13 protein-coding genes are annotated in these 11,011 nt (G+C 61.1%); 8 read left to right on the top strand and 5 right to left on the bottom strand.

All coding sequences use genetic code 11. The features are described 5' to 3' along the window. A partial coding sequence (locus ACQY7U_RS26285) for a hypothetical protein (protein WP_428651610.1) occupies positions 1–201 on the bottom strand: 201 nt, incomplete at its 3' end. Positions 202–638: 437 nt separating this feature from the next. Between ACQY7U_RS26285 and ACQY7U_RS26290 the strand changes: the two genes are divergently transcribed. After that, entirely contained in the window at positions 639–845 is a 207-nt protein-coding gene (locus tag ACQY7U_RS26290) for an EthD domain-containing protein (RefSeq protein WP_428651613.1), read from the top strand. Between the two features lie 325 nt (positions 846–1,170). After that, positions 1,171–1,515: a carboxymuconolactone decarboxylase family protein gene (locus ACQY7U_RS26295; RefSeq protein WP_428651616.1), complete on the top strand. Its 345-nt coding sequence runs from the start codon at positions 1,171–1,173 to the stop codon at positions 1,513–1,515. A 20-nt stretch (positions 1,516–1,535) separates the two neighbouring features. On the opposite strand, the gene ACQY7U_RS26300 is transcribed toward ACQY7U_RS26295, so the two are convergent. Beyond that, the gene (locus ACQY7U_RS26300; protein WP_428651619.1) at positions 1,536–2,378 is read right to left on the bottom strand and encodes a LysR substrate-binding domain-containing protein; all 843 of its coding nucleotides are present in this window, start codon (positions 2,376–2,378) and stop codon (positions 1,536–1,538) included. Positions 2,379–2,501: 123 nt separating this feature from the next. On the opposite strand from ACQY7U_RS26300, the gene ACQY7U_RS26305 reads away from it, so the two are divergent. The 6 genes from ACQY7U_RS26305 (at position 2,502) to ACQY7U_RS26330 (ending at position 7,877) form a co-directional block, all read left to right on the top strand. Beyond that, positions 2,502–3,389 (top strand): DMT family transporter, encoded by an 888-nt coding sequence (locus tag ACQY7U_RS26305; RefSeq protein WP_428651622.1) that lies wholly within the window; start codon positions 2,502–2,504, stop codon positions 3,387–3,389. 231 nt (positions 3,390–3,620) lie between these two features. Continuing rightward, the gene (locus ACQY7U_RS26310; RefSeq protein WP_428651625.1) at positions 3,621–4,865 is read left to right on the top strand and encodes a pilus assembly protein TadG-related protein; all 1,245 of its coding nucleotides are present in this window, start codon (positions 3,621–3,623) and stop codon (positions 4,863–4,865) included. 456 nt (positions 4,866–5,321) lie between these two features. After that, complete coding sequence (locus ACQY7U_RS26315) at positions 5,322–6,566, top strand: pilus assembly protein TadG-related protein (RefSeq protein WP_428651628.1); 1,245 nt, start codon at positions 5,322–5,324, stop codon at positions 6,564–6,566. A 49-nt stretch (positions 6,567–6,615) separates the two neighbouring features. Continuing rightward, positions 6,616–7,023: a TadE/TadG family type IV pilus assembly protein gene (locus ACQY7U_RS26320; protein ID WP_428651631.1), complete on the top strand. Its 408-nt coding sequence runs from the start codon at positions 6,616–6,618 to the stop codon at positions 7,021–7,023. After that, complete coding sequence (locus ACQY7U_RS26325; RefSeq protein WP_428651634.1) at positions 7,007–7,489, top strand: TadE/TadG family type IV pilus assembly protein; 483 nt, start codon at positions 7,007–7,009, stop codon at positions 7,487–7,489. Before ACQY7U_RS26320 ends, ACQY7U_RS26325 begins: the two co-directional genes overlap by 17 nt. A 34-nt stretch (positions 7,490–7,523) precedes the next feature. Continuing rightward, positions 7,524–7,877, top strand: coding sequence for a hypothetical protein (locus ACQY7U_RS26330; protein ID WP_428651637.1), 354 nt, complete (start codon positions 7,524–7,526; stop codon positions 7,875–7,877). 101 nt (positions 7,878–7,978) lie between these two features. Here the strand turns inward: ACQY7U_RS26330 and ACQY7U_RS26335 are convergent, their stop codons facing one another. The 3 genes from ACQY7U_RS26335 to ACQY7U_RS26345 all read right to left on the bottom strand — a co-directional run. After that, complete coding sequence (locus tag ACQY7U_RS26335) at positions 7,979–8,107, bottom strand: hypothetical protein (RefSeq protein WP_428651640.1); 129 nt, start codon at positions 8,105–8,107, stop codon at positions 7,979–7,981. Between the two features lie 94 nt (positions 8,108–8,201). Continuing rightward, positions 8,202–9,818 (bottom strand): Na/Pi cotransporter family protein, encoded by a 1,617-nt coding sequence (locus tag ACQY7U_RS26340; protein ID WP_428651642.1) that lies wholly within the window; start codon positions 9,816–9,818, stop codon positions 8,202–8,204. 111 nt (positions 9,819–9,929) lie between these two features. After that, positions 9,930–11,011 (bottom strand): putative bifunctional diguanylate cyclase/phosphodiesterase (locus ACQY7U_RS26345; RefSeq protein WP_428651645.1); only part of this gene is annotated, 1,082 nt, incomplete at its 5' end.

Genomic DNA, 11,011 nt, shown 5'->3' on the forward strand with positions numbered 1-11,011 from the left:
AATCCGCGCCTGTGCCGCTTCCGCGGTGGCCGCATCCGCATATTCGGTGATGACGGAAAATGTTAAGGGCCCGGTCCGCACCATCTGAACCCTGCTGGCGCCGACAGACATGATCATTGGCACGTATTTCTCCTGAGCAAGAGCTGTCATGCCCTCGTCCCAGCTTTCGCATTTCCAATGTGTGATAGCGGTATAGGGCATGATGAATTCCCTTTCGTCACGATTATGAAAATGAACAGGAGGCGAAACAAAACCGGACCGGCGCGGATTTACAGCGACCGCCGGACACTTGGAAATCAGGTTTGTGCGCCGAAAGCGATTGACCGGATGGCGGCGGTCATGCCTCCTCTCGTGGCCTTTCCGCCCTTCGCCGTCTTGCCGCAACCCACTGGAGTGCCGCAACCCACTGGAGTGCCGCAAGGAGGGATCATAGCACAGGCCTTCGGCAGAAACATCTGAAGACGTTACGGCATCTGTGACAGAAAGGCTGCCGGTTGACACCAGGTGCCTGTGCCTTGCCGGACAAAGGAGACTGATCGGCCGGACCGGACCGAAATGCCTCCTTGCCGCTGTGTAATCCGGGTTACCTTGTAGCCACCGGCAACAGCAGAGGAAGATACAGGATGATCTAGTTTGTCATGTGCCTGCACCGGTGCGAAGACCTCAGCCGCGAAGAGTTTCCGGACTACCGGCTGAACAAACACGGACCTTACTCCATGGAAAACGCCTCCAAGATGCGTGCCATACGCTATGTGCAGGATCCTACGATTTCCACGCCCATGAACGAGGCGCTGCACAGCTCGAGAGGCATGGTGACGGAATTCGACTGTGTTGCCGAAGTCTGATTCGACGGCGAGGAGGACCTGATGGAAGCCATGAGCACACCGGAGGGGCAGGCACTCGGCGCCGCGTTGCTGAAGGACGAAGGCAACTTCATCGACCATCCCAGGTCCGGCGCCTTCCTGGTGCGCGAACACGAACTCTGACCGTTCCCGGCCTGTCGGGGAATTGGCAAGACGCAGTCGAATTCCACTATCGTGCCGGGCCAGCGCTTGCCTGCGTCAAACTTGCGCAATTCTATACATAGAGGATTTGCGATATATCAACGCCAGAGCATTTTCGTCTGTCTAGGCTTGCGGGAATTACCTGTTTGCGAACCTGGAGGCCAAGATGGCTGTATCCGACTGGACGTCCTTCCTGAAACAGACCGACGCGCGCATGGCCGCGGTGCGCAAGGGCGCTCCCGACGTCGCCAAGGCCTTCGGCGCACTTGCGGGGGCAGCGACCAAGCCCGGCGCGCTCGATCCCAAGACCAAGGAACTGATTGCGCTTGCCATCGGCATCACCGCCCGCTGCGACGGCTGCCTGGCCTATCACGCCCGCGCCGCGGCCCACCACGGCGCCACCCGCGAGGAGATCCTCGATGTCATCGGCGTCTCCGTCTACATGGGCGGCGGTCCGTCCATGATCTATGGCGCCGAAGCCCTGGCGGCCTTTGACGGACTGGCGGAATAATCCGGTCGGAAGGGTTGCGATCACCGCGCCCCTTCCAGGATCGCCGTGGCCAGCGCCTCCGAAGCCGCGCTGCCGGTGCCCTTGGCTTTCACCAGAATGATCTCCAGCGGCTCGACCTCCGGAAACCCGTCTTTTTCGCCCAATCGAACCACGTTCGGTGGCACGGCCATGCGGGCGACGGCGGCCACGGCCAACCCCGCTTCAACGAGGGTGACGAGAGCGGAGTGGCTGAAACTGGCATAGGCTGAGCGGGTGCGGAGAGAACTGCGCGCGAGCGCTGCGAGCGTGACGGCACGCGCCTGGCTGCCCTGTTCGTAAAGCGCCAGGGGAAGCGGGTCCCGTTCCAGCGCCTGGCCGTCCCTCGAGGCGATCCAGACCATGGGCTCGCGGCGGATGAGCTGGCCTTCCGTGCCGCCGGTCCGGGTGACGATGGCCAGGTCTATGTCACCTGCCGCCACCTGCGGCAGCAGCGCCGTCGACTGAGCGCAGACGACATTGAGTTCCACCCGCGGAAACTGCGCGCCAAACCGCCTGAGCACATCCGGCAGCATCGCGGAAATATAATCGTCCGGCGCACCGATGGTGACCGCACCTTCCATCTGCGGGCGGCGGAAAGCCTCGGCCGCCTCGTCGTGAAGCCTGAGGATACGCCGGGCATAGCCCTCCAGTTCCTCGCCTTCACGCGTCAGGGCGAGGTTGCGGGTGTCGCGGATGAAGAGCGGTTTGCCGATCTCCTCCTCCAGCCGCCTGATCTGCATGGAAACCGTAGCCGGCGATTTGTGCACACGGGCCGCCGCCCGCGCGAAACTCATCATGTCGACAGCGGCGAGAAACGTGCGGAGAAGCGTGTGGTCCAGATGCATGATTGTTCAGTAAAACCAAATAATATCTTCAGACTATATCGTTTGACCAAATAAAGAAAGCATCCTCCAATGCTCGCCCGAAGCCGGAGCAACTCAAACCGGCGGGAAGAAGACGGAGCGGCAATGAACAGGCGGACAGAAGGCATGCTCGGGGTGGTCGCCGCACAGACGATGCTCGGCACCCTCGGATTGTGTGTACTGGAAAGCGGAGCCGATCCGGTCTCCGTCGCCTTTTACCGCTGCGCCATCGGCGGTCTTGCGCTCACGTTCTACTGTTTCTGGCGCGGCGACCTTGTCGGAATTGTCCGTCTGCCCCCACGCACGCTCCTGCTCGCCGTATTCAGCGGCGCGCTGATCGCCGTCAACTGGGTGCTCTTTTTCGAAGGCATCCGGCGGACCGGCATCGCGGTCGCCACGATCGTCGTTCACATTCAGCCCTTTATCGTGGTGCTGATGGGCGCGGCCGTCTTTCGCGAACGCCTGCAGGCCGTCACCCTGATGTGGATCGCCCTGGCCCTCATCGGTCTGGTGCTCTCCACCGGGCTCACCGCAGCCGATCTATCCGGCAGCAATGCCTATCTTGCCGGAATAGGCATCACTCTTGCCGCGGCTGTTCTTTATGCCGCCGTCACGGTTATCGCCAAGGGGATTTCCGGCATCAAGGCACCGCAGCTTGCCTCGCTGCAGTTTCTGACCGGTGCCCTGGTGCTGACGGCCGCCGCACCGCTTGCTCCCCAGGACCTTGCCCTGCCGCAATGGGGCTGGCTGATGATCATCGGCCTGGTACATACAGGCGGGGTCTATGTGGTGCTTTACGGCGCCCTGCCCAAGCTTGCGACACCGGTGATCGCGGTGCTCCTGTTTCTTTATCCGGCAAGCGCCGTCGTGGTCGACGCCGTGGCATATGGCCGCCTGATCGGACCCGGCCAGTTCGCCGGCCTGTTGCTCATTGTCCTTGCCAGCCTCGGTGTAACGCTCGGATGGGGACCGCGCCTGCGCACGGCGGCTTGATGCGCAGCCGTCCGTCATCTGCACGCCAGGTCAACGGCCGTAGAGGAAACCCGGTTTATGACGGACCAATTCGCGGACAACGCAAATCAGCAGCAAGGCGGCACTCCGCAAACGCAGCGGCAAGAATAGATTTCATTTTAATCAAAAATCTAGGCATCCGATTTCAACTCTCGCAACACTCCGCTGCTAGTCTCCGCGATCAATGTGTCACCCAAAAGCAGTCACAACACCATGATCAAGGCACTCTTGCAGGCATTCGCATCCGATCGGCGGGGCACGATCGCGACCTTTACGGCACTTGTCATGCCGATCGTCGTCGGAGGCTTCGCCCTCGGGGCCGAAGCGTCCTACTGGTATTTCACCGAGCGCAAGCTGCAGAACTCGGCCGACGTCGCCGCCTATGCCGCGGCGGCCCAGCTCAGGATGAGCAAAAACCGGACAGACCTGAACAACGTCGCCCTCGCTGCAGCGGTCTCCACCGGTTACAACACCTCTTTCGGCACCATCACCACGACCTGGCCGGCGACCACAGGCACTTATGCGGGTGATACCAACGCGGTGGAAATCACGGTCAGGGAAGATATCCCGCGCCTGTTCACTTCGCTCTTCTCCAAAGGCGACGTTCCGATTGCCGGACGTGCGGTCGCCAAAATCGCGAAGGGCAACCCGGCCTGCATTCTGTCGCTGGACCAGAGAGCCTCGGGAGCGGTGACCATTACAGGCAGCGCGAATGTCACTCTTGAAGGCTGCAACGTGCATGCCAACTCAACGTCCAACAATGCGGTCGATGTGTCCGGCAGCGCCAAGGTGAGCACCCCCTGTATCTCCTCTGTCGGAGAGGTCAGCGCCACCAGCGGACTGACCATGAGCAAGTGCAAGGCTCCCATCGAATATGCCGATGTGGCCGACGATCCCTTTGCCAACCTTCCGGCACCTTCTACGAATATCCCCTGCGAGCCCCAAACCGTCTTTGGCGGCGGCGCCTCGTCCACCTACACGATCTCCGGTGGCCGCTATTGCGGCGGCCTGAGCATCCGGCGCACCGTGACCATGAACCCGGGTGTCTACATCGTGGACGGTGGAACCTTCGAGCTGACCTCCACCGCCAAGCTTTCCGGCAGCCAGGTGATGATCTATCTGACCAATGGCGCCAGGGTTAAGTTCGCCGGCACGGCGGACGTGCAGCTGAGCGCGCCGACGTCCGGCATCTACAAGGGCATCCTGGTCTTTGTCGACCGCACCGACCCGGAAGTCACGCATATCTTCAACGGCAATTCGGCCTCCGCCTTCAATGGTGCGATCTACGCGCCCTCGGGCCATGTCCAGATTGCGGGCACCAGTTCCGTCGGCGGAGGTTGCACCCAGGTCGTCGCCAATACGATCGATATCACCGGAAGTGCCGGGCTCGGCAACAACTGTCTGGCATTGGGCTACAACGAAATTACCAATGAGCAATTGGTCCAGCTCGTCGAATAGGTGAATTGCCCCCTTCCGGGCTTCAAAAAATCCCCTAAGGAAATTTTGGCCGGCCGCCTTTTCAAAGCGGCCGGTTTAATTTTGTTTGGTCTGGCCGGCGCGCAACCGGTGGCCTGACCGGTTTTCTCTTCCCCTCCGGAACCCATCGGAACTGTCCGGCAGAACCGGAACGGCACCTCTGCCGGGGCTGGAATCGGCCAACCGGGAAGCTTGAAAACCGAGCATTTCAGCAAAATTTGCGCCAAAAACACAACCAATAGACGCAAAGTAAGAACTTTTCACCTTACGGAATTTTACCACGAATGCCGCAAGGTCAGGTTGCAAGTAGCTTGCAAAACACAACTCCAAAACAGAACTAATTTTAATCAAAAATCTAAATATCGGGTTTTATAACTCGTAACACTTACTTGGTAGGCTCCTAAACTATTGAGTCACCTTGAGGCAAAGTAAAACACAATGATAAAGGCACTCACTAGGGCATTCGTGTCCAACCGGAAAGGAACGATCGCGACCTTTACCGCGCTCGTCATGCCGGTCGTCATCGGGGGGTTCGGCCTTGGTGCCGAGGCGTCCTACTGGTACTTCACCGAGCGCAAGCTGCAGAACTCGGCGGACGTCGCCGCCTATGCCGCGGCCGCACAGCTCAGGATCAGCAGGGAGCAAAGCGACCTGGACAGCGTCGCCCTCGCGGCGGCGGTCTCGACAGGCTACAGGACCTCGATCGGCACGCTGACCACATCCTGGCCGGCAACTTCGGGTAGCTATGCCGGAGACACGAATGCCGTGGAGATCACGGTTCGCGAAGATGTTCCGCGCCTCTTCACCGCGCTGTTTTCGTCCGGCGACGTTCCGATTTCCAGCCGTGCTGTCGCAACATTGAAGCGCAGTTTCCCGACCTGCATCCTCGCTCTGGACAAGAGTGCCTCCGGAGCGGTCACCTTCACCGGCTCGTCCAGCGCGACCCTGGAAAGCTGCAACGTGCATTCCAATTCCACGGCCAACGACGCGGTGACCGTCATCGGCAGCGGTGTGGTCAGCACGCCCTGCATCTCGGCGGTTGGCGAGGTCAGCTACACCTCCGGCCTGACCATGGACACATGCGTGGCGCCGATCGAATATGCCGATGCGGTAGACGATCCCTTCGCCGGTGTGCCCGATCCCTCGACGTCCGATCCGTGTGAGCCCACGAACACCTTCGCCGGCCCTCCGGGGACCGCCTACACCATCGATGCCGGGCGTTATTGCGGCGGCTTGAGCATCAAGCGCAATGTCACCATGAACCCGGGCGTCTATGTGGTCGACGGCGGCAGCTTCACCATTGAATCGTCCGGCGAGGTATTCGGAGCCGGCATCACGCTTTACCTCACCAACGGGGCGACAGTCAGCATCGCCGGCACGGCGGATGTCGACATCTCCGCGCCGACCACCGGCGATTATGCGGGCGTCCTCTTCTTTGTCGACCGGAGCGAACCCAACGCTACGCACATCTTCAACGGCGCTTCCGGCTCGCGGCTGGACGGGGCGATCTATGCCGCCTCCGGCCACGTCGTGGTTGCCGGCACCAGCACGGTCGGCGGCGGCTGCACCCAGATTGTTGCCAACACGGTGGAGATCACCGGTGACGCCGGGCTGGGCAGCGACTGTGCGGCCCGGGGCTACAGCGACATCATGAATGAACAACTGGTTCAGCTCGTCGAATGAAGACAGCTGCTGAAACATCCCGAAAGGATCGGATTTTGGGGGCACAAAGATGAAATTCTGGCGTGATGAGCGCGGTGTGGCCGCCGTTGAAATGGCCCTGATATCGCCGGTCCTCATTCTGGGCCTGCTGCTGATGCTGGACATCGGCGTCGCCGTCAAGGAACGGCTCGATCTGGATCACAGCACCCGCACCGGCGCCCAGGCCGTCATGGCGAACGTCAACGACACCACGGAGATCAGGAACCTGGTGGTGGCCACCACGGAAGGTGATCCGGGCGTATCCGTATCCGTCGAGAAGGTGTGTTCCTGCGGAACCACCGCCGTTTCCTGCACCTCATGGTGCACCGCGGACACGCCGCCATCGGTGTTCATGAATATCAGTGCCACCAAGCTGCACGTGGGCTTCCTGCTGCCGCAATTCAACGTGGAATCTCAGACAAATGTTCAGATCCGATAAGTCGAAAACCGCCGGCACCGCCAGGCAACCGGCTGGTCGCACGCGCAAAAACGCGCGTGCCGGCTTTTTCCCGGCCTGTTTCTTCCGCGACCAGAGAGGCGTCTCGGCGGTGGAAATGGCGCTGGTGTTCCCTGTTTTCCTGATGATCGTCTTCGGTATCCTGGAAATCGGCTATGCGCTGAAGACCTGGAACGAGGTCAACAACGCGCTCGGACGCGCTGTCCGGCTGGTGAACATCGATGCGGACACCTCGCCGGACGACATTGCCGCCGCCATGCGCAGCTACCTGACCAATGTCGATGCCGACACGCTGACCGTGGCGGCAACGCCCGTCACCATCACCGGGACGGATTACATCAAGATCGAAGTCGACTTCCCGTTCGAGGTCATCCTGCCGTTTACCACTATTTCGTCAATGACCATTAACGTGGACCGGATCGCTCCGATCCTGAGCGCGACGAAGTAAGCAGGACCGACATCAATCCCATGGAGACCGTAGAATGCTGAAACAAGCAGAATCGGAAGAAACCATTGCCTTCTGGAACAACGTCGATCCGGACGCAACCGCCGATCTGAGCGAGTTCCAGAAAGACGCCATTTTTGAAGCCGTCCGCAGGCGGGCCACCGAGGGTCACAAGGCCGATATCCGGCTGAGCGCTTTCGGCTATTTCTTTGTCGTCCTGTTCGGCAAGGAACGCAGGAGCAAGACCCGGTTGAAGGACGAACGACGCCGCCGGCCGGTGGTGACCTTCAACAACATCCTGATGATCGTCATCCTTTGGGGCTCGCTCATCTTCACGCTCTATTCGCTCCTGCCCTATGCCGTCAAAGGCATCCTCAACCTGATCCTGTAACCGCGCATCTGACGGACGCGGGCAACGTCCGTCAGTTGAACATACTGCGGGCAGCGGCAGGGCAGCCCGGAGGAAGGCGGTGATCGACAAATGGCAGCAGATCATCGCCACGTGAAATGGCAGGACACCCTTGAAGATCGCCGAAATGGGACATCCCGGGCAACGCTTCGATTAACGAAGACATTCAATCCCACCGGGGGCGCAATCAGTCCCGTCTCGATGACGATCACGGCGACGACATCGAACCAGATCGGGTCGATGCCCTGCTGACACGCCCAGACCGGCTCCCGTCTCCAGGGCGGGCCCGCCCCGGTCTTCCGTCGATCAGTCCTGGGCGATATCGATCCGGGCTTCCTCGACCGAGGATGTCACCCCGCCGTCCACCACGCTCAGCGTATTGAGGTGCAAGCGGATGCGCCACAGGTGATAGGTGACCCTGTGCAGCCACCTGAGCGCGTCCAGCCGGCCCCAGACCGTTTCGGCGGATTCCGTGTCGATCGCGGCCTCCGTGATCAGCCGCTCGCGCCAGATCTTGCGCTGCTTGCGCATCATGCCCCGCAGCCGGTCCAGATGCACTTCACAGGATTTCGGATCTTCCGGATCGGCATGCCGGCGCGCCGCCTCGTCGAGGAGTACCGCAAGCCGCTTCAGGCGCTTGTCATTGGACAATTCCTTGATCCGCGCGCTCTGGTCGCAGCGGTAGAGCAAGCGGCCCAGATGATCGAGAATGTGAAACATGTTCTTGACCTGATCGAGCAGTTCCGTGTCGTCCTTGGGCACCTCGGCCTGATAGAGGTAATCCCGAGTTTCCCGGATTGCCGTTTCCAGGTCGTCCTTCTCATACGCCTTGCCCGTGACGGCGGACCGGCCGAGTTTGCGGCGAAGATGTTCGCTCATGGCGAGCGAAATCCGCTCGACTGTCTGCTTGGCAAGCCCAAGGGCCACCCTCGGCTCGCGCAGCACCAGCGGATCAAGAGATCTCGTGAGATCGTCGCCTTTCTGCGGAACCAGCAGTTCGACCAGGCGGGCAAACGGCCGCGTGAACGGCAGGATCAGGGCAACACCCAGCATGTTGAAGGCGCTGTGAAACGCGACCAGCGCAATCTGCCCGTCGCCTTTGCCCAGCCAGGGCCCGACCAGCGACTGAAATGGACCCAGCAGGAACAACGCGATGATCCCGGTGGTGACGTTGTAGATCACGTGGGAATAGCCTGTGCGCCTTGCCATGGTGCCGCCGCCGACGGTCGCAAGAACGGCTGTAAAGGTGGTTCCCACATTCATCCCGATGACCAGCGCTGCCGCCTGGGGGAAATTGATCGCCCCCGCGCCGAGCGCCGCCAGGGCCGCCGCCACCCCGGCGCTGGAGGACTGGGTTACCGCCGTGATAAGGGCCCCGATAACAACCAGCTGCATTCTGCCCGCCACCGTATCGGGCGGAAAGTCGGTTGGCGTCACGACCCCTTCAAAGGCCTCGAGCCCGTCCTTCATATACTCGATACCAAGGAAGATCAGGCAGAAACCGGCAATCGCCTGTCCGGTGAGCCCGATCCGTCCCCGAAAGGCGATCCGCAGGAAGGCCCCCAGGAAGACGAAGGGCAAGGCGACCTGCCCGAGATCCAGCTTGAAGCCGAGGATGGCAACGAGCCAGCCGGTTGCGGTGGTGCCGATGTTGGCCCCGAAGATGACCCCAAGCGCCTGGGGAAAGGTCAGCAGGCCGGAGGCCACAAACCCGACAGCGGCCACGGTCGTCGCGCTGGAGGACTGAATGACGGCCGTGGTGACGGCTCCCGTGGCCACCCCTGAAAGAGGTGTCGAGGTGAACCCGGCAAGGACCTCGCGCATATGCCGGCCCGCGAGAGCCTTCAAACCGTCGGTGAGGAGCAGCATGCCGATCAGAAACAGACCGACACCGCCAAGTGCGGATAGAAAATTCAGCAACATGCACCGATCATAAACCGAACTTGGCGCAACCGGTCTTTTTTCCTCACATGGCCGTCATGCCCTCAGGGTACGGACGGGCAGATACCCCGGCCAGGGGTGGCCGGAGCTGGTTCACCCCCGCTTCAGCGACACGACATTTGCAGGGCTTGTCGGTGCCGCTCGCGGTATCCCCGCATGTTTGCGCCCACGGGAAGACAGTTTGGAATAAGGAGCGGGCCGCCCGAACAGGAAGCCCTGCACTTCAGAACAGCCTTCCTTCATCAGCAGGTCGTAATGCTCTTCGCTTTCCACGCCCTCGGCCAGAACGGAGACACCGATACTTCGCGCCAGCAACACGCTGGCCTTGATGATGGCCTGGGAAACCTTGTTGGTGGACAGGTCCCCGGCAAAGGAACGATCGATCTTGATCTTGTCGAAGGGAAACTGCTGCAGCGTGGCCAGGCTGGAATAGCCGGTGCCGTAGTCGTCCATCACGATGCCGACCCCGAGCGCCTTCAGCTTGCGGATGACATTCAATCTGCCCTGCATATCCTCGATCAGGCTGGCTTCGGTGATTTCCAGCTCCAGGCGGTCCGGCGCAAGCCCCGTCTGCAGCAGGGTCTCGTGGACGGTTTGCGCCAGATTGGTCTGGGTCAGCTGGGCCGCGGCGATATTGACCGCGAGCCTGTAGGGATGCTCCCAGGCGACAGCCTCCGCGCAGGCTCTTTTCAGAACCCATTCGCCGACCGGAAGGATCAGACCGGTTTCCTCGGGAATCGGAATGAACTCCACGGGTGACACCATGCCCCGGCGCGGATGCCGCCAGCGCAACAAGGCTTCGAAACCTGAGACGTCGCCTGTCCTGGTATCCAGTTGCGGCTGATAGTAGAGCACGAATTCCTCGTGCTCGAGTGCATCCCTCAGATCGACGGCCAGTGCTCTCCTGGCGCGCCTCTGCTCGTCCATGGACGGGTCGTAGCAGCAGATGTTGTCCCCATGGGTGTGTTTTGCCCGATACATTGCAAGATCAGCGGCCGCAATCATATCGTCGGCAGTCCCGGCATCTTGCGGGAAAAGACTGATGCCGAGACTGCCACCGACGGACAACGACCTGTCGGATTGGATGATGGGGGAAGTGACACACGCCAGCAGCCGGGCCGCGAATTCCCGTACCCCCGCCTCGGCAAGGGGGAGGCGGCAATGTTCAGTCCGAC

It is taken from the genome of Roseibium sp. (genome assembly GCF_050301095.1).
Taxonomy (GTDB): domain Bacteria; phylum Pseudomonadota; class Alphaproteobacteria; order Rhizobiales; family Stappiaceae; genus Roseibium.

Bases quoted from the DNA above. Each gene is read 5' to 3' on its own strand.
- ACQY7U_RS26295 (WP_428651616.1), top strand. From the start codon at position 1,171: ATGGCTGTATCCGACTGGACGTCCTTCCTGAAACAGACCGACGCGCGC.
- ACQY7U_RS26310 (WP_428651625.1), top strand. From the start codon at position 3,621: ATGATCAAGGCACTCTTGCAGGCATTCGCATCCGATCGGCGGGGCACG.
- ACQY7U_RS26315 (WP_428651628.1), top strand. From the start codon at position 5,322: ATGATAAAGGCACTCACTAGGGCATTCGTGTCCAACCGGAAAGGAACG.
- ACQY7U_RS26340 (WP_428651642.1), bottom strand. From the start codon at position 9,818: ATGTTGCTGAATTTTCTATCCGCACTTGGCGGTGTCGGTCTGTTTCTG.
- ACQY7U_RS26330 (WP_428651637.1), top strand. From the start codon at position 7,524: ATGCTGAAACAAGCAGAATCGGAAGAAACCATTGCCTTCTGGAACAAC.
- ACQY7U_RS26305 (WP_428651622.1), top strand. From the start codon at position 2,502: ATGAACAGGCGGACAGAAGGCATGCTCGGGGTGGTCGCCGCACAGACG.
- ACQY7U_RS26290 (WP_428651613.1), top strand. From the start codon at position 639: ATGTGCCTGCACCGGTGCGAAGACCTCAGCCGCGAAGAGTTTCCGGAC.
- ACQY7U_RS26300 (WP_428651619.1), bottom strand. From the start codon at position 2,378: ATGCATCTGGACCACACGCTTCTCCGCACGTTTCTCGCCGCTGTCGAC.
- ACQY7U_RS26325 (WP_428651634.1), top strand. From the start codon at position 7,007: ATGTTCAGATCCGATAAGTCGAAAACCGCCGGCACCGCCAGGCAACCG.
- ACQY7U_RS26320 (WP_428651631.1), top strand. From the start codon at position 6,616: ATGAAATTCTGGCGTGATGAGCGCGGTGTGGCCGCCGTTGAAATGGCC.